The organism is Zhouia amylolytica, assembly GCF_900116365.1.
Lineage (GTDB): Bacteria > Bacteroidota > Bacteroidia > Flavobacteriales > Flavobacteriaceae > Zhouia > Zhouia amylolytica.
This window is the reverse complement of the sequence record NZ_FPAG01000001.1, coordinates 126556-151218: the sequence shown is the minus strand read 5'-3', so window position 1 is coordinate 151218 and position 24663 is coordinate 126556. Positions and strand designations below refer to the sequence as shown.

Genomic DNA, 24663 nt, shown 5'->3' with positions numbered 1-24663 from the left:
TTCTTAAGGAGTTGTTGAAGTAAATTTAAAGCAATGAAAAAAAGAGACATTAAAATTCTTCTGGTAGACGATGAACCGGATATTCTTGAAATCGTTGGATACAATTTGTCTAATGAAGGGTATCAGGTAATTACCGCAAAAAATGGTGCCGAAGGGGTTTCAAAAGCAAGAAAGGAACAGCCACACCTAATTATCTTGGATGTTATGATGCCGGAGATGGATGGTATTGAAGCATGTGAGCAGATTCGAAAAATGCCGGATCTACAAGAAACTGTGGTTACGTTTTTAACAGCCAGAGGTGAAGATTACTCCCAGGTTGCAGGATTTGATGCAGGTGCAGATGATTACATCACAAAACCGATCAAGCCTAAAGTGTTGGTGAGTAAAGTAAAAGCTTTGTTGAGAAGATTCAAAGAAGGTGGTGAATCGGCTGATAAAGTTGTGAAAGTAGGTGATATTACTATTGATAGAGATGAATACAAGATTATTCAGAATGGGGAAGAGATAATTTTACCTAGAAAAGAATTTGAGTTGCTTTCGCTTTTAGCATCTAGACCGGGCAAAGTATTCAAGAGAGAAGAAATATTAGATAAAGTATGGGGTAACGAAGTGGTTGTTGGTGGCCGTACCATTGATGTGCATATTCGTAAACTTCGCGAAAAAATTGGTGATGATCACTTTAAAACTGTTAAGGGGGTCGGATATAAGTTTGTTCTTTAAATGGCAATACAACTTAAAAAGTCATATAGGTTTGCATTACGTTCTTCAACATATATCACCCTAATTGCATCGACGATTGTAGGGGTGTTCTTGTATTTACTCTATGAATTCGACCTGTGGGTAATTATTACTTTCGCTCTTTCCTTATTCGCATTATGCTTTTTCATCCTTCAATACAGAGTCGAAAAGTTTATCTATCGAAGAGTAAAGCAAATTTATGACGATGTTTCACTGCTGGAGTCCAGTTCTTTCCAGAATCAGGCAGTAACAACAGATATGCGAACGCTAACCCACGAGATCGAAAAGTTTGCCAAGGATAAAAAACTTGAGATAGAAACCCTAAAAGTTCGTGAAAACTATAGAAAAGAGTTTTTTGGGAATGTCTCTCATGAATTAAAAACACCGTTATTTACTGTTCAGGGGTATATTGAGACTTTACTGGATGGCGCGATGGATGATAAAAAAGTTCGAAAAAAATATCTTCAACGAGCAAATAAGGGTGTAGAGCGACTCATATATATTGTCAAAGATCTGGATATGATTACTAAATTGGAAGTTGGTGATTTGCATCTGGAATATGAAGAATTTGATATTGTCGAATTGGTGCAAAGTGTATTTGAAATGTTTGAAATGAAAGCTGCCAAGAAGAATATCACACTTACATTCGATATGCCTTATGATGAGCCCATCATGGTGTACGCCGACAAAGAACGTATTCAACAGGTGGTTACAAATTTGGTGGTAAACTCTATTAAATACGGAAGAGAAGAAGGAACCACCGAGGTAAGCATAGAGAATTTAATTAAAAATAAAGTAATTGTCAGGATTACAGATAACGGAGAGGGAATCGAAAAGCATAATATAGCTCGGATCTTTGAGCGTTTTTACAGAATAGATAAAAGTGGTAGCCGTAAAGAAGGAGGCTCTGGCTTAGGACTTTCTATTGTAAAGCACATTATTGAAGCCCATAAAGAAAAAATTTATGTGGAAAGTGTTTTTGGAATGGGTTCCGAATTTTCATTTACCCTCGAAAAGGCTAAATAGACTGGTATAATCAATCTCAGTCCTAAAATCAGATAGCCCTGAATAATCATTTATCTTCTTTAAGTCTTCAATACGGAAATCCTTTTGCTTGGCATAAGGAACAATACCTTGTTTGTCCAGGCGCTTAGCAAGGTATTTTTGTTCGTATTGACCAGGTGTCGGAATAAAGAATGCTTTTTTTTCAAGTTTAGCCAAATCCATTACGGTGGTGTATCCGGATCGGGAGAGTACAATGTTACTCTGATTAAAAGCAGCCTCCAGTTCGGCGGAATTCATATAATTGAAAAATGTTATATGTCCGTTTCGTTCAATCTTTTGCTCTTTTTCAATTTTACCCTTTACGAACAAAACGTTACCATCAAACTTATCAACCTCTTTTTTTAAAAGGGCTTCCAACATAGTGCGTTGTGGTTCCGGGCCGGAAATTATTACCATTAAATCGTAAACCTTTTTCTGCTCTTTTTTATCAAGACGACTTAAAGGCCCCAGGTATTTAATCTTAAGATCCGAGTTTGTTAAATGTCCTAACTTTCCTGTAAGGTTGGGTTCTCCTTCTATATCTGGCACCCAGCATTCTGAAAAGCGCTTAATGACTTGTTGATGTATTTTTGAACTAAGCCAGGTCGTATTGCCGGTAAGAACGTTTAATTGATGGGTGATAAAAACCGAAGGAACATCTTTACTGTAAACCCCCATTCTGTTATCGGAAATAATTCCATCGATGTCAAATTCTTTTATAAGAGCCTTTAACTGGTTTCTTTCTTCTGTAACAGCTTTAATGATTTTAGGAGAATCCCAAATCATTTTTAGCTTAAAATTCTTTCCCTTAACTGCATATTGAATTTGATACGACGGTAATTCTATAGTTCTAAGGGTAGGGAATTCTTTTCTGAGGAGTTCAAGAGCCACCCCGTCAGAAGCTATAATGGGAGTGTAATTTTGTTGCTTTAGGGCATTTATAATAGGAATGCACCTCGTAGCATGACCCAGCCCCCAGTTTAATGGAGCAACCAGAATCTTTTTTCTTTCTGTCATTTTACAAAAAAACTACATTTTTATCTCTTGTATATTTCCCTAATTTTGTCAAAATATTAAATAATTGAAATATTTATTTCTAAACCGAAATTTTTTGGGAGGTGGTTTTGAAGAGAACCGCTTGCTGTATGTGGTTTAATTAAAGGATTTAAAGTGGGAAGCAAAAACAAATTAAAGCGTTTTAGAGAGAATGAGACATTCTCAAATATGGTACAACCTACCAGGGAGGAGTTGATGAATGGTACCTTTTCATTAAAAGGGAGATGGAATGAAGCGTTTTTTAAAAACGACCATCCTATTGTACTGGAGTTGGGATGTGGTAAAGGAGAGTATAGTGTAGGTTTAGGAAGAAGGTTTCCTGAAAAAAACTTTATCGGTATCGATATCAAAGGAGCTCGAATGTGGAGAGGCGCTAAAACGGCTCTTGAGGAAAATGTTGCCAATGTCGGCTTTTTAAGAACTCAAATTGAATTGATAGAAAACATTTTCGAAGCTGGGGAAGTTTCCGAAATATGGATCACGTTTCCTGATCCTCAAATCAAATATAAACGAACTAAGCACCGAATGACGAACAGTGCCTTTTTGCAGATGTACAAAAGAATACTCAAGCCTGATGGTGTTATGCACCTGAAAACGGATAGTGAGTTTATGCATGGTTATACACTGGGCCTGTTACATGGTGAGGGTCATGAGGTCTTATACGCAAACCATAATGTCTATAAAAATGAAGGAAGTCCGGATGAGGTTACCTCGATTCAGACTTTTTATGAAAAGCAGTATCTTGAGCAGCAAAAACCTATTACCTACATTAAATTCAAGATAAAATAAATGGAACATTTAGCCATACTTTTTTTTGCCACTTTTTCTGCAGCACTTATGGGAGTCGTTCCACCTGGTTTGATTAATATGACAGCTGCAAAGGTGAGCTTGACTAAAGGAAAGGCTAATGGAATTCTCTTTGCAACAGGAGCTTCAACCACTGTTGTTGCCCAGGCCTATGTTGCCGTATTAATATCAAAATACCTTTACAACAATCCGTTTGTAATAGACATACTCCTAAAAATAGCATTGGTGGTATTTGGTTTTTTTGCAGTTTATTTTTTCATCGTGGCCAGAAAAAATAAAGAAAAAAAATTTAAGGAGGTTGACGTAAGTAAACGAGGTAGTTTTCTTAAGGGAATGTTGTTGGCACTGGTTAACTTACTTCCGATACCCTATTTTTGCGGATTAAATGCGGCCTGGAAAGTTTCCGGATGGATTAAATTTCAATTGTGGGACGTATTGACCTTCATAATAGCTGCCGGAGCTGGAACATTCGCAATGCTTTACATGTATGTCGTGTATTTTGATAAGCTACAGGCAAAAAGTGACCGATTCTCCCGCTATTCAGACTATGTGTTGTCAGTATTGATGCTTATCTTGGTGATCATAACATTTATTCGAATCTTTTATGGCGAGTAACGATAATTTTTTCGAACGGGTTTATGAAATTGCCAGGCAGATTCCTTATGGCCGTGTTACCAGTTATGGAGCTATCGCCAAATACCTGGGGGCAGCAAGAAGTGCACGTATGGTTGGATGGGCTTTGAATGGCAGTAGTTTAAAAGAGGATGTTCCGGCGCATCGCGTGGTGAATAGAAAGGGCATCCTTACCGGGAAACACCATTTTCAAGGAACAAACCTAATGCAGCAACTCCTTGAAAATGAAGGTATTTTAGTGAAAGACAATCAAATTATTGATTTGGATAAGTATTTTTGGGATCCAATGGACGAACTTTTATGAGCCATCCAGGCATGAAGTCTATCAATTACTATTATCCACTTATTATTGTTTTCGATCTAACATCTTTATTATCTAAAAGCTAACCATTATCTTTGCAATTTAGAATCAATTTAATTAGAGGTGAATAACCTTGAGAATTATAATTATAAACGTCATCAGAATATATGAAGTTAAACAGGAAAGATATATTAAAAGCTCTTGAAAGTATTTCAGCACCTGGAGAAGGTCAGAACATGATAGAGAGTGGTGCAGTTACAAATGTGATGACTTTTGGAGATGAAGTAGTCGTTGATATCACTATAAACAACCCAAGCCTGCAAGCTAAAAAGAAAACTGAAGTTGAAATATTAAAAACCATTCACGATAAGGTCTATCAAAAGGCTAAAGTGAAAGTAAATATTAAAGTAGACGCTCCTGAAAAACCACAGGCAAATCAAATTAAAGGGAAGCCAATTCCCGGAATCAAAAATATTATTGCCGTAGCCTCCGGTAAAGGAGGTGTGGGTAAGTCAACTGTTACCGCTAACTTGGCTGCAACTATGGCCAAAATGGGTTTTAAAGTTGGACTTTTGGATGCTGATATTTATGGACCATCTATTCCCTTGATGTACGATGTAGAAGGAGAACGACCATTGGCCGTAAATGTCGATGGAAAATCCAAAATGAAGCCTATCGAAAATTATGGGGTTAAGATTCTTTCTATCGGGTTTTTTACGCAACCTAACCAAGCTGTAATTTGGCGTGGACCAATGGCTGCAAAAGCACTAAATCAAATGATATTTGATGCCGATTGGGGAGAATTAGATTTTCTGCTTATAGATTTACCTCCGGGGACTGGAGATATTCATTTAAGTATTATGCAGGCAATGCCTATTACGGGAGCAGTGGTAGTAAGTACACCTCAAAATGTGGCACTGGCGGATGCTCGTAAAGGGGTAGCTATGTTTCAACAAGAGAGCATAAGTGTTCCGGTATTGGGAATCATAGAAAATATGGCATATTTTACACCTGAAGAATTACCTGACAATAAATATTATATCTTTGGGAAAGAAGGAGCCAAAAATCTTTCAGAAGACTTAAAAGTTGCTTTCTTAGGTGAACTTCCATTGGTGCAAAGCATAAGAGAGGCTGGTGACGCAGGGAGACCTGCAGCTTTGCAAACAGCAACCCCTCTTGAGGAATCCTTCGAAGAGTTAACAAAGAATGTTATACAAGAAGTGGTGAGCCGAAACAAAAGTTTACCACCAACCGAAGCTATTAAAATAACCACAATGGCAGGTTGTTCGGCGGCTAAAAAGTAGTAATTATGACTTTAGACGAAATTAAGTTAAATGTAGAAAAGGCATTAGAAGAAATACGTCCTTTTTTAAAAAGTGATGGAGGTGATATTTCATTGATTTCTGTAGACGAAACGCTAGTAAGGGTTCGTCTGGAAGGTGCTTGTGTAGGTTGTCATGTCAATCAGATGACATTAAAGGCTGGGGTAGAGACAACCATAAAGAAATATGTGCCTCAAATTGAAAAAGTAGAAAATATAGCTTAGGTTAAAGTCTATTGCTAAAATAGAGGATAACACTAAAGTATGAAATCGGTAATATTGTTCCCTTTGCAGGGGCAATTACTGAATTAAAATTGCTATTGTAATGATTAAAACAGACATATTAATAATAGGAGCAGGTCCTACAGGGTTATTTGCTGTTTTTGAGGCCGGATTACTTAAATTAAAATGCCATTTAATTGATGCATTGCCACAGCCAGGAGGGCAATGTTCAGAAATATATCCTAAAAAACCAATCTACGATATTCCAGGCTTTCCTGAAGTTTTAGCTGGTGATTTAGTAGATAATTTAATGGCTCAGATAGCTCCTTTCGAACCGGGTTTCACCTTGGGAGAGCGAGCTGATACTATTGAAAAATTAGACGATGGTTCATTTGTAGTTACTACTAATAAAGGAACAAAACATCATGCCCCGGTAGTGGCTATCGCTGGTGGTTTGGGAAGTTTTGAACCCCGTAAACCACTAATTGATAATTTAGTAAACTACGAAGATAAAGGAGTGGAGTATATCATTAGAGATCCAGAGCTTTATCGTGATAAGCGTGTGGTAATAGCAGGAGGTGGTGACTCTGCCCTTGATTGGAGTATATTTCTTTCCGATGTAGCCGCAGAGGTTACCTTGGTCCACCGACGTAACGAATTCCGTGGTGCTCTCGACTCGGTAGAGAAGGTCCAGGAATTAAAAAAGTTGGGTAAAATCAACCTGTTAACTCCTGCTGAAATTACGGAACTTAAAGGTAACGGCAAATTAGAGGAGTTGGTTGCGGAAAGAGAAGGTGAAGAAATCCGATTGGAAACAGATCACTTTATACCACTATTTGGATTAGCTCCTAAGCTTGGCCCAATTGCAAATTGGGGACTTGAAATCGAAAAGAATGCGATTAAAGTAGATAATACACTGGATTATCAAACCAATGTTCCTGGGGTCTATGCTATTGGTGATGTAAATACATACCCGGGGAAACTTAAATTAATCCTTTGTGGATTTCATGAAGCTACGCTAATGTGTCAAAGTGCCTATCAGCGTATATATCCTGATAAAAAATACGTTATGAAATATACAACGGTAAGTGGAGTAGATGGTTTTGACGGAACCAGAAAGGAAGCGCCAAAAGCCGTAGTTAAAACGATAGAATAAAATTTTAAAACAAATAGTCTACTGATTTAGTAGACTATTTGTTTTCTTTTACTACTTTTGCATCCAAATTTAATTCGATGTCCGATATTACGATTAAAATTACAGATAGGGAAGGTGTAACACACGAGGTACAGGCACCAACCGATATGGCTATGAATGTCATGGAATTGGTAAAAGCATATGAACTAGCCCCTGAAGGAACCATAGGTATTTGTGGAGGTATGGCTATGTGTGCTTCTTGTCAATGCTACGTAAACTCGGATCATGAATTACCAGAAATGTCTCCAGATGAAGACGCCATGCTGGCTGAAGCATTTTATGTAAAGGATAATAGCCGCTTAGGATGCCAAATTCAGTTAACGGATAATTTGGAAGGTCTTGAAATTGAATTAGCACCAGAGAGTTAAACATCCTTTTTTATCAGGTAATTTTTTAATTTTCGGGGTCCCTCCAGGACCGTCCTGACGATTCGGAGATACCCATCTTCGGTAATATCTGTATACCACTTTATAAGGGTAATATTACCATTTTCTATTTCAAGTCCGGTTATGCTTCTGGGGTGCACACAACTTCCATCATTAAAAAATGGTATCTGTCCCGGTTCGGGAAATCTAGGCCTGTGAGTATGGCCAGCAATGGTTAGCTGGTTATTCTTCTCAACTATCCATCGTTTAATACGACGCTCGATTTTTATAAGTTCTTTATAGTTTTTAGCTGGGCTTGTAGGGTCAGCGATTCCTATAATTTGAAGAGGTTTCCATAGAATTCTTACCATTAATCTGCTTAATCTCCAAAAGCCAAAGTTCCACCAATCAGCTTGATGTCCATGAATTAAGAATATTTTTTGCTTGGTGACTTCATGCTCCAATACAATACTTTCGTGAAAGTTGATGTTTGGAAGTAATGGAACTTTTGTACCCGTTACAGGGTCGAAATAATGATCATAATTTTTAGCGACTGTGTCTTTGTTTTTGTAAACCATATCATGATTTCCATAAATCATGAATAGCCTGCTTTTTTCATAAAAATTTTTCAAAAGGAGGTATATATGTTTGTGGGATTTGAAGATAGATTCAAAGCTCAAATTCTCCCACAATTCATCACCATCACCAAGTTCTATATAAGTGAAGTCATTTTTATAATACTGATTAAGTGCGTAGAAATAGATGTTTCTATTATTGGCAAAGTCGTCGGCATAACTATTATCACCCCTATGGCAGTCGCTGAAAAGAATAAACTTAGACTGATCGTTAAAAGTTATCTTTTTAGCATTACTGAATGCATTAGTTAATCTATGTTTGGTAGCCATACAAGCAATATCAATTGAAAAGCATTTAAAAATAGCACTTTTCAATCTAATTACTGTTTTATACGGTCAATGTTTTTGTTTTGATTTCAGCCAAAATCCCATCCCATAGAAGAATTCTCTTCTCAAGAGCTTCTTTGGCTACAGCAATACATTCCAGATATTTTTCTTCCGTATCGCATAACTCTTCTACCATTTTCATGGCCATTGGACCGTGCTCATCTCCATCAAGTTCAATATGTCTTTCAAAATAGTATATGAGTTTGCTTAAATCTTTTTCTGGGAAGTTAAGCTCCATATTCTTTAGAATAGAAGTAAACATGTCAGGGATAAGTTCTTCTCGCCCAAAAGTAAATGCAGCAGCAATTTTATGCGGCTTTGCATCTGCTATAATTTCAAATGTAAAATTTAGAAACTGTTTAACACCCTCTGGAAGCGATGATGAAGCAATAGCACTAATAATGTCATTATTTGATGAAAGGGAAGCCAGAAGGTTTTTAATAGCCACAGTTGATGCACCAAATGATTTCATCGCTTCAATGTACATTTCAAAATGACTTTGCCTGAGGCCTTCTGCATTGATATCAGTTTCTTCGGCAAGAACAATTTCATTAATCAAATAGCGGGTTTGAGGGTTGCCAACAGGAACCCATGGCGATTGAGTACAAGTTAAGCTGTTTTGAAGTGCCTTAAGCAAGCTCATAAAATCCCATACAGCAAAAACATGATGTTGCAAGAAAATGTTTAATTCCTCTGGGGTTTTAATATCTTTGTAAAGTGGATGTTCTAATAAGGAACTTCTTTCTTCTTTGATTGCTTCAAATACCTTTTCAATCATATTTTGAAATTTTTGCAAAAATAACTGAGGTATAATTACACTGCAAGTTTTAGACGAGAAGAACGACCAAACAAACGAATTTTTAGTAAATTTATTATTATTCAAATCGAAAAGGGATGAATTGGAATCATCAAGAGTTGCCGTTTACCATGGAACTTAGTTTTAATAAGCTCATTGAAAAATATGAGGAACAAGCTAAGGGAGAAGATATTTTGCTGGCGGAGCGAGCTCAAAAAGTTCTGGAAGTCCAAAGACCCTACCCTGTGTTGAGGTCCGGATTTATAGATGTATCCCTTTTAGAAAAATACAGAGAACCAATTCAGGTCATTCTTCAGGATTCTTTTGCGCCGGTACTTACCGAAAACGAGATTAAAATTGCAACAATTCCTTTTGATAATGTCGTGTTTAATTCCTCAAAGCGATTTAAAAAAATCATGGAAGAGGCAGGTACAGACTTCAGCTTTGAGATGAGGCATACCCGGGAAGAAGATATGTACATCCTGGCTTGCAGTTTTATATTATCTTATCAATATAATATTGATCTGCAGTTTAAGAGTCCCTTGTTCTTTGATGTTCCGGATAAAAATGGCATGATCAAAACATACAGAATCATGTATAATGCTGATTTTATGGAGCTTGTTTCGACAGATAAATCAAAAGAGATTTCAGACGAAGATATTGCCGAATTACTGGATAATTTTGAGAACATTGAGCTTTGGAAGCAGCATTTCCCACCAAATAGCTGGCAGGCTAAAGGCTTTATTATTGCCTCCATGTTTGATGTAACCCTCGAAAATTCGATATCCGAACTAAAAACAGGACTTTTATCCCAAAGGGTAGATGGCGATTTTTTTGTAGACCAGTTTGAAAGAATTTTTCAGTCCATATTTAATATTCACGATCTGAGGGTAGGATTTGTGAGATTTGATGAAGAGACCAACCAGTTTGAACGAGATTTCTCCGAAAATATACCAAGTTTTTTATTAAAGGATAATACTTCTAAAGGTTGTAAAACAAGCCTCTGTAAATTCTCATATGAGAAGCTTATCGAAAATCATGAATGTTTTGCCATTTCTGATGTAGATAAGTATTTTAAACGTTCTCCCGACGAATATGAATTTAAGATATTTAAGGAGCAGGGTATTAAAAGTGTGATATTAGCGCCTGTAGTAGACGGGAGGGAGCTGCTGGGAGTACTTGAATTAGTTTCAAAGCGTACCAGGGAGTTAAATAGTATTAATGCCAATAAATTAAAAGATGTAATGCCTTATTTGGTGGCGGCCACTGTTCGCTCCAAAGAAGAATACCATAACAAAATAGAAGCCATTATTCAACATGAGTGTACTTCAATTCACGACAGCGTATATTGGCGATTCGAACAGGAGGCTAAACGATTTCTGAAAGATAATACTTTAGGGAATCAAACAAGTTTTCAGGAGATTGTATTCAATGATGTTTATCCCTTATATGGTCAGATAGATATAAAAGATTCCTCAAAAGCGAGAAATGAATCTATTAGAAAAGACCTCATGATACAACTGTCATTAGTGGAACAGATTTTTAAGCAGGCTTTTGAAATTAACCCATTGCCTATTTACGAAGAGTTATTGTTCAGAATTCAGCCATATCTGACGAACTTAAAATCAACCCTGCATACAGATACCGAGCAGAATATATTAGATTTATTAAATGAAGAAGTCCACCCTTTTTTAAGGCATATGGAAGGGAAACAAGGATCTTTGGGAGACTTGATATCTAATTATTTCTTTCAGATTGATGAAAAGTCAGGAGCAATATATGACCATCGTAAGAATTATGATATTACGGTTACTAAAATTAATAAGCGGTTGGCATCGATTATAGACAAGCAACAAAAGAACGCACAAGCTATGTATCCTCATTATTTTGAGCGGTACAAAACCGATGGGGTAGAACACAATATGTATATTGGTGAAACCATCACCAGAGAGGATAGCTTTAATGAGTTGTATCTATATAACCTTCGACTGTGGCAATTACAAGTGATGTGCGAAATGGAAAATGCCCACTATAATTTACTTCCGGAATTGCCGATTCAGTTAGATGTTGCTTCATTATTACTGGTATATAATTCACCTTTGTCAATTCGGTTCCGCATGGACGAAAAGCAGTTTGATGTTGACGGTACTTACAACGCTCGATATGAAATTTTAAAGAAGCGGTTGGATAAGGCTTATATCAAAGGAACCAAAAAGAGATTAACTGAAAAAGGAAAAATAGCCATCGTGTATTCTCAAAAAAAGGATGAAAGAGAATATATGAGATATATAAAGTTTTTACAATCGAAGCAACTGTTATCTCAAAATGTAGAAATAATCGAGCTGGAAGGTCTTCAGGGAGTAAGTGGTCTTAGGGCTATTAAGGTGGAGGTTCTTTACAAAAAGAAGGATAGCGATAAGATATTCTATACCTACGATGATTTAATACAAGAGTTGAAAAATTAAAATCCGGCAGCTTTAAACGAAATACCAAAGGCCAAAACAGAGATGATGATTCCTAACATGAAAATACTATAGGTAATTCTAAGTATTCGATATTTACGTTCCAGCACCTTACCTAAGAAGTATAAATCTTTGCTAAGGCTATCGTAAAGATAATCTTTGTCATTCATTATTTCGTTCATTCCCCATTGGTATTCCTCCAAATCCATTTTATAAAAGTTTCCAAAAAATAAGAGGTTTGCCTTTCTGTCAATAACATCCTGTTTTGTGAATTCCCCACTGGTTATTTTAGGCCTGGTAGCTATAATTGATAGCACCATAGAGACTACACTAAAGCAAACAAATATTACTGTCGGATAAATTAAATAGGCATTAGACGGATTGTCCAACTTTGGAATCAGGTTGGAAAGAGCCAATGAAATAATGATAGCATTAACGGAAAGTAAGATATTCGCTTTGGTGTCAGCAATGCTACTAAGATTAATGTGATTTCTCATGGCAACCCTGAACATAGTCTCTATTCCACGCTCGGGAACCCCCGATTTATTCTTCTTTTGCTTTTTTTCCAGTGCCTTCAACCTTTCGGCTTCCAGTTTACCTCGTAACTTTCTTAAGCTTTTAATTAGCTTTAATAGGTTTTTGCTTTTTTGAGGTTGCCAAAATTCTATAGCATGTTGGGTGTGGAATTTGTGGTGTTCTTTAAACATTTTAATGTTCTCCTCCAGCCATTCCTCATCCGAATATTCTTTGAAATTCAACAGACGAAGCTCTTCTCTTAATAAGTCCGATATTTCATCATAATTGGTCGAGGCGAAATGTGAAAAATCTGCATCTGCTATTATTTTTTCAAGCTGAGTGCTGGGTGAAGCATTGAACGCAGTAGCAAGAATACAACTTTTTACTGTTTGTATTTTATCATCAGGATAATTTTCATTTTTAAGAAACTTTTCAGCCATTTCAGCTCCTTCCCTTTCATGATTCTTTCTGGTTTGGATGTAGCCTATGTCATGAAACCAGGCTGCAAGCTCAAGTATTTCAGCATCATTCGTATCAATATGCTCCGCTTCAATAAGCTCATGAACATGTTTGACCACCCTTTGGGTATGATTGTAGTTGTGGTATAAATATCCATGTGGGAGCTCTTGATTTAAGGTGTTAAGAACATACTCCTTTGTTTTTTCAAGGATGGTAGCCATTTTAGAGATAAATTTTTATAGACCTAAAGTTACTCTTTTTATTGAAAAAATATTTATCAATTCATAAACATCGTGATTTCGTAAGTCGTCATAAACCAAAGAAACAAGAACCTATGGCCAGGAGAAGGTTGACTAACACTATGAAAATTTCGTTATTTAAAATAATACTACTAGGAAATTATGTTTTATATAATTACTTTATCCTAATTTTGTATGTTCCGTAAATAATTGATTGAACATGAAGCAACGAATTACCTTAAAGGAAATATCAAAGAAGTTAAATGTATCTATTTCTACTGTATCTAAAGCCTTAAGTGATAGCCCCGAAATAAGCGATAAAACAAAAGAGGTAATTAAGGCGTTCGCAAAGGAGCATAACTATAAACCCAATAATATTGCGCTGAGCCTTAAAAATCAGAAGACAAAAAATATTGGGATCATTGTTCCGGAAATAGTTCATCATTTCTTCTCTTCTATTATTAACGGCGTGGAAAGATATGCCACCGAAAAGGGTTATAATGTCGTGGTGTGTTTATCTGATGAATCTTTTGAAAAAGAAGTGATTACCGCACAAATGCTTGCTAACGGGAGTATTGATGGTTTTATCCTGTCCTTAGCTAAGGAAACCCAGGAGAAACAGGACTTTCATCATCTGAATGAAGTCATCAATCAAGGAATGCCAATTGTAATGGTAGACCGGGTAACCGATCATGTAGATAGTGATAAGGTTATTATTGATGATACTCAGGGTGCTTTTAACGCGGTTAATTATTTAATTGAAAAAGGAGCTAAGAATATAGGTTTAATTACAATGCCTGACTATTTAAGTGTCGGGAGATTAAGAACTCAGGGTTATACAGCCGCTCTGGAAAATGCTGGCTTGCCGGTAAATCCAGATCATATGCTGAAATTAGAAGCATTGAACGGAGGTCAGGATGAAATAAAGGAATTTATTGAAGCCAATAATTTTGATGCTGTTTTTGGAGTTACAGAATACTTTGCCGTAACGGCCATGAAAGTGGCTCAGAAAATGGGCATGCGTATTCCAGAAGACTTTTCAGTTATAGGATTTACTGATGGTATAATTTCACAATGTGCAAGTCCTACCTTAACGACGGTCAGTCAACACGGTGAAGATATAGGCCGACAAGCAGCAACCATGCTTATCAATAGGTTGGAGAATGAAGACAAACACATTCCCTATAATACTCATATATTAAAAACTACCTTAATTCACAGGGAGTCCACCAAATAGTTTTATTCGGTCTTAAAACTGTAAATGCCAGAAGAGGATTGATTTCCTTCGATGTCATAGGTTATAACCTGCCAATAGTAAACTTTGCCAGTTACTATATTAACATTCTCTAATGTTGAGGCATTGAAATCATTTGCAATACTTTCGGTTTTACCGTCAATGGTGTCCAGGTATATATCATATGATGTAATGTCATTGTCAACGTCGGTACCAACCCATTCTAAGTATGTTGTGCCTGATGAAGCTGAAATAGTTGCCCCGGATTGCGGATAAACTATCGTAGCGGGGAAAGGAGCATAATTGGAAGCCCCATTTCCTGCAAGATAAAATTTCCAGGTTTCGCTTTGGGCAGTATCCGTGGTTTTGTCAGATTTTGAGATGACTAACCAAGAGTATGGTTCTCCTTTCATTAAGGTGATGTCGGTTGTAGAAGAAGTAGAAGTATATGTTTTTTCTTCATCAGTATTTAAATTTTTAACGATCAGTTCATATAGGTCCGTATGTACTGAAGGCATCCAGGAAAAAGACACTTTACTTTGGATGTCGTTTATTGATTCTCCACTTACACATACTTCGTTGTTTTCAGGAAATTCTAAGGAAGCATTTGTTGGCGGATTAATTTGCTCTTCTTCTTCTGAGTCTCCACCACTACTGCAAGAAAGTATTAACATTACAATTAAAAAATAAAAAATAGTTCTATGTTGTTTATAGCGAATCATTGCTTGATGATTTTAATGGTTTGATTTAAAGATTTTCCTTTAAGAACTATTAAATAGTGCCCGGGAGCTAATTGTGAAGCTGGTATCTTAATGCTATTATCAGGACTTATTTCCTGAGTGTTCTTATACACTTGCCTACCATCAATTGAATGAATTGAGACATGTGTTTTTGAGTCTTCAGTGGTTAATAAAACAGTAACTTCATCAATAACCGGATTTGGATAATAAGATACCGATGGAGAAACATAAATAAGATCTTCATATACTCCCTGACAATCGATTCCGGTTGTGACAGAAATTCTGTTTTCACCTTCTTTAAGACCTACTGTGAGTTGTTCTTTATCCGTTTCCTGGGTAATTCCATTAACAGTCACCTGATAACGGTCCCCACCGCTTAAGTTCAAGCTAACTAATTTTAACTTGGTATTTACCTGAGATTGAACTGAAAGATCATCTGGTTCTGTTATCACTACAGTAAAACATTGTTCATAGTCCGCTTCGCCATCCACGGTAAAACATAAATAGTAACTACCGGACGCCAGTGCCTCGGCAGACCAGCTAGTGTTAAATGATTCATTCAGAACAAGACCATTGCCAATCAGGGAAACCGAGTAAGGCAAAACCTCTTCTGTGGTTACCTCAATTTTACCATTATTGGCATCTCGACATGTTTCACTGGTCGTCATTATTTTGAAGTTTGTATTTGGTAGGGTGAATATTTCACATCCGTTGATATCAACCGTAGCGCCAAGAGTTGTATTAGGGCATAGGTCGTCCGTATCTAATACCCCGTCACTATCTTCGTCAGGAGGATTGCTATTCGGAAATAAAGCACTTGGGTTATTCCCGTATATTCTAAATTCACCCGGTGCGAGCGCTATAGGATCTGTGGTATTGCTAACAATATGTTTTGAATTTTCATTGAGGAATTCATACCATACTCCGGCTTCTTGAAATTCCGGGTTGATGTTTTGTGTGGTAACACCAAAATTACCGATTATGGTAACGAAACTAATCGCACCAGCTTCCGTTGAAGAGTTTTTTAAATGTATAGACTTTAAGCCGTCATCTCTTCCTGAATCAACCTTAAAATCAAGAGTTTTAAAAATAGGTTCATTTAATTTTAGTTTTATAAGTTTAGACCAGAGATCATAAATAGCTTTTCTTTCGGGATCTTCAAAGTAATCCCAGCGAATAGGTTTATTTCCAACCCTACCATTAAAATCAATCGAATAATCGTATCCCAATTCACCAAATTGCCAGATCATCTTCGGGCCTGGGACTGCAAAGAAGAAAGCCCCTGCCAGTTTTAACCGATCCAAAGCCGTAGATAACTGGGTGATGTTATGGTCTGGTCCTGAATTTCCATATGCTAAATTTTTAAACATGAGCCGCTCTTCATCATGACTTTCCATATAAGACATATTCAGGACTCCCGGAAAATTCTTGACTTTAAATGAAACAGCTGAAAAGTCAGATTTACCGTTTTCATGGTAGCCCATGGTGGCTTCATTGTATTCTGGGTTTAGTTTGTTCCAAAGCATAATTCCTTTACCCTCATCAAAACGATAATTGGCCCATTCTTCTTCCTCCTCAGCTGAGGTACCTATACCAAGATGTTCAAAGATGATATAAAAATCAGGATCGATCTCCCATTGGAAATCTGCGTACAATTTTAAAACATCAACCCTGTCTTGATTATATGAATTGGTACAGTTCTCGTCATTTGTACAGTTTTGGGTAAATCCTTTCGTTAAATCCCATCTGAATCCATCAACCTTATATTCTTCAATCCAATATTTTGTTGTTCTTTCAACATATCTTCTTGTAGCATCAGTCTGATGGTTAAAATCGTTAAAAAATGCGTAGGCATGAGTTGCTTCCTGATTGAAAAAGGGATTTTCTGCGGAGGCTTTTCCTTCCAGGCCCCCATTACTATCGTTCCAGAGTCTGAAGTATGGGTTTTGCCCTGTGGCATGATTGTATACCACATCGATAATAACTGCCATGCCTCTTGTATGGCATTCGTCGATAAATTGTTTAAATGCTGTCGGAGTGCCATAGTATTTATCTAACGCCATGTGAAAAGAAGGATTGTAACCCCAACTTTCATTACCGTCAAATTCGTTTACAGGCATTAATTCGATCGCATTTATTCCTAATTTTTGCAGATAATCTAATCGATCTTTAACAGCATCAAAACTATGAAGTTCATCAAAATCTCTTAAATGAAGTTCGTAGACCATGAGGTCCGTTTTTGCCGGCTTTTGAAAATTAGTAGATTGCCAGTTGTATACCGGATCTCCTGTTCGCAATAGCGTAACAGCTTCAGTGGTTGCTCCTGTTGGATATGCGGGAAGATTAGGATAAGTAATATCGTTGATAAAGGGATCGTTGTATTCATCCAGAATGATGGTAGAATAAGGATCGGCAATATTAATTTCATATTCAACTAAATATTGATACAAATGGTTAAATTGAGGGGTGAGTCCTGTGAGTTCAATCCAAAATAAATCCTTTGAGCTGTCTTTTTTCATTAAATAAGAATTGTCCACTTGCCAATCATTGAAATCGCCTATTACGTGAACAAATTCTTTCATTGGAGCATATAATACAAGGGTAGCCTTAGTAGGGTCATTGGGATCTATATTGATACCTTCCAGCATTCCTACAGGAATTGACTCTTCAATAACGCCGGGGTTTACAAATGCTTCAAATGTTAAGCTTTTGGTTTCCCCATTACTGACAGCTTCCAGGGTAAAACTTGTATTTTCGTTTACCATATAATTGTAGGTGTATGAAGTAGACGCCGTTGAACTTGTGTTGATCAGGGACTCATTGGCTAATAGACTATAAAAAGCATCGGTCGAGGTGTTAGCTGAAATACTAATTGAGGCTCCCGAATTTAAAATTACCGGATCTTTTGTAGGAGTGATGAGGTTCAATTGAAAAGAACCTACATCAAAGAGGAAGTCTTTACAGTCAGTAGCTTTAAATTCCTGCGAGCCATCTTCATTTCTGAAAACCATTCCCATTTTAGTGGCGTTAGCAGCTTGTTCGGAAGTAAGGTCAAAATAAGTGTTGGGTGTAATGGTGATACTCCAGGTGCCGTCTCCGTTAGCCGTCATTAGCCCAATACCGTCATCTTGTCCCCAATTTCCAATCACATTGTATGCCCAGGGATTTGATTCGGTTCCAATCCCCGAATGCATATATACTTTTGAAGGATTATTAAATCCATTACAGTTGGTGGTGGTTGCATTAATATTGATAGATATCGTTATGGAATCATCTGTGCTGAATTGCTGTGGCGATATGGTAACCTGGCAAAAGGATAAAGAGGAAATGAAGAATATAAATGAAAGTAAAAATGACCTCATAATGGATGGTTTTTAAGATAAAAAGGGCTGATTTGTAAAAAAAAACAGCCCTTTTTTGTGGAAACAGGTAATTTAGTTAGCTCTTAGTGTATACGTAAGATTTTCGATGTCTAAAGTAATTGTATAACTCCCTGCATCAACGGCAATATTATCCCCTCCTTCATCAAGAATACCATCGACGCCAGTGTCTCCATAGTTCAATGCCCAGTCGTCATTAGCTCTGAATTTGATTTCCCCGGCTGTTAGGTCGACATTCAGCTTCCAGGTGTCATCGGCGAAATCATAGGTCATATCGGTATCGGAATCCCATCCTCCCGGAGTGGCGCTACCTATTACACCCCATAGATCTATTGGTTCAATTGAATATTCCAAGGTGTTGAAGTTCACAGTAACAAAATAGTTTCCTGCTTCAACAACAATATTGTCTCCACCATTATCCAGGATCCCGTCAACTCCGGTATCTCCATAGTTTAAGGCCCAATCATTATTTTGACGAAATTTCATTTCACCTTCCGCCAGTGTCACTATTGATTTCCAGGTATCTGTATAAGGGTCGTAAGTTAAAGCTAAGTCTGGTCCATCCCAACCATTTGGAGTTGCAGAACCTACTAGGCCCCAGGTATATTCCTCGATGGAATAAGTAAGGTCGTTCAGATTCAGTTCGATCTTATAAGTTCCCGCGTTCACCGCTATATTGGTTCCGCCTTCATCGAGTGTTCCATCGGCACCATCATCTCCATAGTTAAGTGTCCAATCGTTGTTTTCTCTGAATTTAATTTCACCATCAATTAGTGCTACGTAGGCTACTAATACTCCATCAGTACCTGTCTTATAGAAAGGTAGATCAGGTGTGGCTCCCCAGTCATTTGCTGCAGAACCAACAATACCCCATGTTGTTGAAGGATCAATTTTTTCAGAATAAGGGACAACGCTGATGCTCTGTGTTCCAGAAAAAAGACTTTCGATATCACTCATTTTAATTTCTATACGAACGTCCATTTGAGCAGTTTCTTCTGGAATAAGCCCAAGGCCCAAAGCAATATTGTTAAGTGCTTCGTTCGTAAAGACACTTTGGAGGTCATCTCCTGCAGCTACTTTTTTTGCTTCACTAAAGTCGCCTCCACTTACATCAAACAGAACGTTATATTGAGCGACCGCATCGTATCCAAATGCTGGTTCTGTCCAGGAAACCGTAAGCACTTCCTGATCTTTGTCTTCTTTTGAAAGCATCACGTTCGAACTAGATACCGAAACTTGAGTATTGGCCTCTGGGTTGAGGGTTACTTCATAATCATCATTGTCACAGCTAAACATTAAAGCTGAAAGTGAGATCATGAAAAATAATTTATGATAAAACTTTTTCATTGTTATTCATTTTAATGATTAGTAACCTTTATTCTGGGTTAAATTAGGGTTGGTGACAATAATATTATTTGGCAGCGGAAATAAATTTTTAAAGTCCTCTACACTGATACCATCCCTTGAGTTACCTTTAAATGGCCATAGATAATCGGCAGTCGTGAATTGTCCATAGCGAATAAGGTCTGTTCTTCTCTGACCTTCCCAGTATAATTCTCGAGATCTTTCATCAAGAACAAAGGCTGGTGTTAGGCTGCCCGCTGATATATTTCCTGAAGTATTTCCATAGGCTCTTTCTCTTAATGCATTGATATAGCTAACCGCCAGATTGAGGTCACCACCATTCGCGCCTTTTGCAGTAGCTTCAGCATAGTTTAAATAGATCTCAGCTAATCTGATAATAGGGAGATCTGTGTCCACAAAATCGCCGCCGGCATCACTTCCCTGGTTTCCTTCAGAATCGATATTTTTAAATTTGGTAACCGCATAGCCATCTTCAAAGGTGTTTGCGATAGTCTCAATTTCATAATTTTGCCCGTCAGTATAAAACATTGCTCTGCTGTCAGCCCAGTCTGTTGGATGTCCATCACCATCCGTAGCGGTAATGGCATTATCAAATTTACTGACTAAAGCTTTTGTGGTTCTTAATCCTGCCCAGCCACCATTTACACCAAAATTAGAAGCCGCCATAGTTCCTCCAATAGAAGCGTGAACTAAAAACGTGGTGCCTCCATAAGTTTTGGATTGTAAGCCATCAAAATTCAAGGCAAAGATGAATTCATTTTGTGCACCATTGGTATCATTGTCAGCAAGGAACAGTTCATCATATGCAGAACCATTTCCATTGGCATCATTAGTGTTTATTTGATAGGTAGAATTAATAACATTTGTTGAATAGACAATACAATCATCTAATCGATTCTCTCCTGTCCATACCTCAGCATTTAAATATAACCTTGAAAGTAAAGCCCAGGCAGCAACCTTATCAACACGCCCATATTCATTGCTTCCACTTTCTTTGAGAAGGTCTTGGATCTCCAATAACTCATTCTCAATGAAGGAAAATATTTCGGCTCTATTACTCTGTTCGGGTAATTCAGTCGAAACTATTGTTGTAAGAGGCACATTTGCGTACATATCAATTAAATTGTAATAGGCAAATGCTCTCAAAAAACGAGCTTCTGCAATAAAAGACAGTACTTCACTATCGTTACTTAAGGCTTCTGCATTGGCAATAAATGAATTGCAGAATGAAACTTCCTGAGCTAATCTATAATACATTGCTTCGGTAAAGTCATTACTAGCAGACCAACTCATACCATGTAAGTTAGGAAGCCCCGGGTCACCCCAACCAACAACAGCATGGTCAGTGGTAAGTTCATTCAGGTTGTACAACATTCTTGAATATTGCGAAAAACCTTCATCTACACCATCAATATCTGCATCACCGGCAGGACCTTGCTGACCGGTTAATGCTAAACTGGCATATAACTTTGTTAATGCTCCTTTGGCTTCATCAGCGGTAGAAAAAACATCTTCTTCTGTAAAGCTATCAGGATCGATGGGAAATTGATCGAGTTCATTGTGACATGAAACCAATACTAAATTGGCTAAGATCAATGCTGAAAATATTTTATATATAAATTTCATTTTGAATAGCTTTTTTTATTAAAAATCAAGGTTAACTCCAAACACAAACGATCTTGGTCTAGGGTAGAAATTGTTGTCAATTCCTCCAGATATCTCAGGATCTATCCCATTGTAGTCTGATACGGTAAGAATGTTTTGAGCTGAACCATAAAGTCTGATACTTGCATTAGGCAATGCATTTTTTAATGTATACCCTAATGTGATATTGTCAACTTTAAAGAATGAAGCATCCTTAACATAGTGATCACTTTGAAGATTCGTCTCTGTAATGGTACTGAATCCAGTCGCTAAATAGTCAGCATGCAAATTCGTTAAAATATTGTTCTCGGTTAATCTTGCCAAATAACTAGTGCTGGAAGCTACGTTGTCATACATGTAGTTGCCAAAATTAGCACGTGTTATGATCGCTAAATCCCAATCTTTATAGGTTAAATTAGTGTTCAATCCCATGAAGATGTCGGCATAAGGATCTTTGTAAATGTACCGGTCATTATCATTGATAATTCCATCATCATTTCTGTCTACATATACACCTTCTAAAGGTTTTCCGGCATCATCGTATACTTGTTCGTAAACTAAAAAGCTAAAAGGAGCTTCCCCTTCAATATGTGTTTGGATGGTATTACCTACACCTCCCGAAATGCCACCTACAAATTGTTGATCTGGTAAATTCGTAATTTCATTATCATTTACGGCAATGTTGTAACTGATAGTCCATTTGAAATGATCGTTTCTTATGGCGTTCCAGTTTAACGCAACTTCAAATCCTTTGTTTTCCATATCACCAATGTTAGCTGGAATAATATTTCCGAAATTCGTGAAAGGATCGATAGTTGTATTACTAATTAAGTCCTGTGTTTCTTTTATGTAAGCATTGATTGAACCATAAATTCTTCTTTGGAAAAGAGAGAAATCGATTCCGGCATTAAACGTTTTTCCAACCTCCCAACGCAGATTTTCATTAATCGGTTCAGGACGATAAGTTTGATAAAAAGTGGAACCAAATTGATAATTTGCAGTAGATTGACTTCCTGTATATCTTGTTAAGAAGTTATAATCTCCTAATCCATTAACATTACCTACTTCTCCGTACCCGATTCGTAGTTTTAATTCATCAACGACCTTACTCGCCATCAAAAAGTCTTCATTCTGAATATTCCACGCCAGTGCCACAGATGGGAAATACCCCCAACGATCGTCAGGGTTTAACTTAGATGATGCGTCTGCTCTTAATGTGGCGGTTAATAAATATTTATCCTGAAAACCATAGTTAAAACGACCGAAGTAAGAGAGTAGCACATTTTTTGATCTTCCAATCTGGATGAAATCTGGATTTCCATCTTCTTCAAGCTCACTGTTATAATTGTCATCGTCATATCTGAAGTCCTGATAAGAATATCCCGTAACAAAATTGAAGCTATGGTCGTTAACGTCTTTTTGATAGGTCAGATAGGCATCAAATAAACGATTTCGGGAATTATTTGAATATCTGAACAACGATCCGTTCCAGTCCTCTTGAGAAGAAGGCATGTTTTCAGAAACAAAAGTTCTTCCGTTGCTGTTAGAAATATCGTACCCCATGTTAACAGTAGCCGTAAGATCAGGGAAAAAGTGTAGTTTATAGTCGACTTTGGCATTACCAATAAAACGTCTCACCTCGGCATTATCATCCTGAAGTTTCAATAAAGCTACCGGGTTGGTAGGCGCTAGATTATTTTGAATAACGTCACCAGTTTCTGAATCTGTTACGTACCAGCCACTGTAATTATTAAATTTATCCGGCGCATTTTGATCGAATACAGGTTTCGTAGGATCAAAGGCAATAGATGAACCTATAGCTCCCCTGTTAGCGAAAGTGTTTTCGGTATACATCCCTCGTGCATTTAACTCTATTTTTAAATGGTCATCAAAAAGGCTGGGAGTTAAGTTCAGTGAAGCCGTTGTACGATTAAAATTATCAGACTTTAATATACCATCGTGGTCTGAATACCCCAGAGAAGCTCTCATTGGTACTCCAAAGGCATTTCCCAGAGCACTGAATGAATGTTCAAAACCAACTGCATTGGTATAGATCTGATCTTGCCAATCGGTAGCGGAATTACTCATTCTTGCAATCGCATCATCACTTCCGGTTTCAGTGACTAAATTTCTGAATTCAGAAGGGCTTAATACATTAATGTCGTCTATAGGTGAATAAACCACCGTAGATCCTGAATAGTTGAATTTAAATTCTCCATCCTTACCTTTTTTAGTAGTAATCATAATGACACCATTAGCTGCTCTGGAACCATATATTGAAGTAGCTGAGGCATCCTTTAAGACAACCATACTTTCAATATCGTTAGGATTAATAAGGTTCAGCGGATTTCGTGATCCTCCCACGCCACCATTATCCAAAGGAATTCCATCAACCACAATCAGCGGACTGTTCGAAAGTGTTAATGATCCAAGTCCCCGGATAACAATATTTTGTCCCTCTCCCGGTGCACCACTCCCGGAGGTTACTGAAACCCCTGCAACTTTACCAGAGATTAACTGTTGTGCCGATGTAACCGGACCTTGATTGAAATCTTTCGAGGTAACCATGTCTACAGCCCCGGTGGCATCTTCTTTTTTAACGGTACCGTATCCAATTACAACCACCTCGTCAAGTTGTTGGGTGTCTTCTTGTAAGGCTACATTTAAGGTCGCCTCCGTAACTGGTTTTTCAATCGTTTGAAATCCTATATATGAAAATTGAAGAATACTTCCATTTTCAGCCTCTATTTCATAATTACCGTCAAAATCTGTTGTAGTTCCGGTGGTGGTTCCTTTCACAATTACATTTACCCCAGGCAAAGGAAGTCCAGAAGAGGCTTCTGTAACCACACCTCTTACAGTCTGTTGCGCAAACGCTCCCAGGGGAATGGTGAGCAACATAAGTAAGACATATTTTTGAAATGTTCTCATAGATAATTTAAGATAGTTTGTTAGACTTTGTTTGGTTATATTTTTACTTCTCGATGTTAAATCTATGTAAAAAAACAGTCAAGAAATCCCGGGGTGCCCCAAATACCCTTACGAAAACGTTAGAGTGTTAAAAACTTTTCTCCAAATGAGGATCTAATAATTAATAAGATACAAAATTATGAGAATGATAAATCTAGGGCGCTTGTATGAAGAAATTCGTATTCTCACTGCGGTTCTGTGTCTCTTTTAGGTG

The 24663-nt window shown here is 37.3% G+C and carries 20 protein-coding genes; 11 read left to right on the top strand and 9 right to left on the bottom strand.

Features of this window, described 5'->3' with window-relative positions:
• Window positions 1-33 precede the first annotated feature (33 nt).
• Both BM361_RS00650 and BM361_RS00645 read left to right on the top strand, forming a co-directional pair.
• Complete coding sequence (locus BM361_RS00650; RefSeq protein WP_074976266.1) at window positions 34-720, top strand: response regulator transcription factor; 687 nt, start codon at window positions 34-36, stop codon at window positions 718-720.
• Window positions 721-1764 carry a sensor histidine kinase gene (locus BM361_RS00645; RefSeq protein WP_038268848.1) on the top strand — a complete coding sequence of 348 codons (1044 nt, stop codon included), beginning with the start codon at window positions 721-723 and terminating at the stop codon, window positions 1762-1764.
• Here the strand turns inward: BM361_RS00645 and BM361_RS00640 are convergent.
• The gene (locus BM361_RS00640) at window positions 1738-2799 is read right to left on the bottom strand and encodes a glycosyltransferase (protein ID WP_074976264.1); all 1062 of its coding nucleotides are present in this window, start codon (window positions 2797-2799) and stop codon (window positions 1738-1740) included. The genes BM361_RS00645 and BM361_RS00640 overlap by 27 nt on opposite strands.
• A gap of 153 nt (window positions 2800-2952) precedes the next feature.
• Between BM361_RS00640 and trmB the strand changes: the two genes are divergently transcribed.
• From trmB to BM361_RS00605, 7 genes are all read left to right on the top strand, one after another.
• Window positions 2953-3627: a tRNA (guanosine(46)-N7)-methyltransferase TrmB gene (gene trmB / locus BM361_RS00635; RefSeq protein ID WP_038268850.1), complete on the top strand. Its 675-nt coding sequence runs from the start codon at window positions 2953-2955 to the stop codon at window positions 3625-3627.
• Complete coding sequence (locus tag BM361_RS00630; RefSeq protein WP_038268851.1) at window positions 3628-4260, top strand: LysE family transporter; 633 nt, start codon at window positions 3628-3630, stop codon at window positions 4258-4260.
• Window positions 4250-4582, top strand: a complete 333-nt coding sequence (locus BM361_RS00625) for an MGMT family protein (protein WP_074976262.1) — start codon at window positions 4250-4252, stop codon at window positions 4580-4582. The genes BM361_RS00630 and BM361_RS00625 overlap by 11 nt, the downstream gene beginning before the upstream one ends.
• A 164-nt stretch (window positions 4583-4746) precedes the next feature.
• Window positions 4747-5883 carry an Mrp/NBP35 family ATP-binding protein gene (locus BM361_RS00620; protein ID WP_074976261.1) on the top strand — a complete coding sequence of 379 codons (1137 nt, stop codon included), beginning with the start codon at window positions 4747-4749 and terminating at the stop codon, window positions 5881-5883.
• A 5-nt stretch (window positions 5884-5888) separates the two neighbouring features.
• Window positions 5889-6125: a NifU family protein gene (locus BM361_RS00615; RefSeq protein WP_038268854.1), complete on the top strand. Its 237-nt coding sequence runs from the start codon at window positions 5889-5891 to the stop codon at window positions 6123-6125.
• 100 nt (window positions 6126-6225) lie between these two features.
• On the top strand, window positions 6226-7278 hold the full coding sequence (locus BM361_RS00610; protein ID WP_074976259.1) for an NAD(P)/FAD-dependent oxidoreductase: 1053 nt from the start codon (window positions 6226-6228) through the stop codon (window positions 7276-7278).
• Window positions 7279-7355: 77 nt separating this feature from the next.
• Window positions 7356-7685, top strand: coding sequence for a 2Fe-2S iron-sulfur cluster-binding protein (locus BM361_RS00605; protein ID WP_038268856.1), 330 nt, complete (start codon window positions 7356-7358; stop codon window positions 7683-7685).
• Here BM361_RS00605 and BM361_RS00600 read toward each other — a convergent pair.
• Entirely contained in the window at window positions 7682-8587 is a 906-nt protein-coding gene (locus tag BM361_RS00600) for a metallophosphoesterase (RefSeq protein WP_074976258.1), read from the bottom strand. The genes BM361_RS00605 and BM361_RS00600 overlap by 4 nt on opposite strands.
• Window positions 8588-8645: 58 nt before the next feature.
• Window positions 8646-9422 (bottom strand): DUF3050 domain-containing protein, encoded by a 777-nt coding sequence (locus tag BM361_RS00595; protein WP_038268858.1) that lies wholly within the window; start codon window positions 9420-9422, stop codon window positions 8646-8648.
• A gap of 116 nt (window positions 9423-9538) precedes the next feature.
• Here BM361_RS00595 and BM361_RS00590 point away from each other — a divergent pair, with 116 nt between their 5' ends.
• Complete coding sequence (locus tag BM361_RS00590; RefSeq protein ID WP_074976256.1) at window positions 9539-11905, top strand: GAF domain-containing protein; 2367 nt, start codon at window positions 9539-9541, stop codon at window positions 11903-11905.
• Here the strand turns inward: BM361_RS00590 and BM361_RS00585 are convergent.
• Window positions 11902-13098: a Pycsar system effector family protein gene (locus BM361_RS00585; RefSeq protein WP_038268860.1), complete on the bottom strand. Its 1197-nt coding sequence runs from the start codon at window positions 13096-13098 to the stop codon at window positions 11902-11904. The two genes, BM361_RS00590 and BM361_RS00585, sit on opposite strands and share 4 nt — an antisense overlap.
• 238 nt (window positions 13099-13336) lie before the next feature.
• On the opposite strand from BM361_RS00585, the gene BM361_RS00580 reads away from it, so the two are divergent.
• Window positions 13337-14353, top strand: a complete 1017-nt coding sequence (locus BM361_RS00580) for a LacI family DNA-binding transcriptional regulator (protein WP_074976255.1) — start codon at window positions 13337-13339, stop codon at window positions 14351-14353.
• 2 nt (window positions 14354-14355) lie between these two features.
• On the opposite strand, the gene BM361_RS00575 is transcribed toward BM361_RS00580, so the two are convergent.
• The 5 genes from BM361_RS00575 to BM361_RS00555 all read right to left on the bottom strand — a co-directional run bounded on the left by BM361_RS00575 (window position 14356) and on the right by BM361_RS00555 (window position 24410).
• Window positions 14356-15072, bottom strand: coding sequence for a hypothetical protein (locus BM361_RS00575; RefSeq protein ID WP_083425824.1), 717 nt, complete (start codon window positions 15070-15072; stop codon window positions 14356-14358).
• Window positions 15069-18452 (bottom strand): DUF4961 domain-containing protein, encoded by a 3384-nt coding sequence (locus tag BM361_RS00570; RefSeq protein WP_074976253.1) that lies wholly within the window; start codon window positions 18450-18452, stop codon window positions 15069-15071. The genes BM361_RS00575 and BM361_RS00570 overlap by 4 nt, the downstream gene beginning before the upstream one ends.
• Window positions 18453-18524: 72 nt before the next feature.
• Window positions 18525-19817, bottom strand: a complete 1293-nt coding sequence (locus tag BM361_RS00565) for a SusE domain-containing protein (RefSeq protein WP_074976251.1) — start codon at window positions 19815-19817, stop codon at window positions 18525-18527.
• 18 nt (window positions 19818-19835) lie between these two features.
• Window positions 19836-21461 carry a RagB/SusD family nutrient uptake outer membrane protein gene (locus BM361_RS00560; RefSeq protein WP_038268865.1) on the bottom strand — a complete coding sequence of 542 codons (1626 nt, stop codon included), beginning with the start codon at window positions 21459-21461 and terminating at the stop codon, window positions 19836-19838.
• Between the two features lie 18 nt (window positions 21462-21479).
• Window positions 21480-24410, bottom strand: a complete 2931-nt coding sequence (locus BM361_RS00555; protein ID WP_074976250.1) for a SusC/RagA family TonB-linked outer membrane protein — start codon at window positions 24408-24410, stop codon at window positions 21480-21482.
• Window positions 24411-24663: the final 253 nt, after the last annotated feature.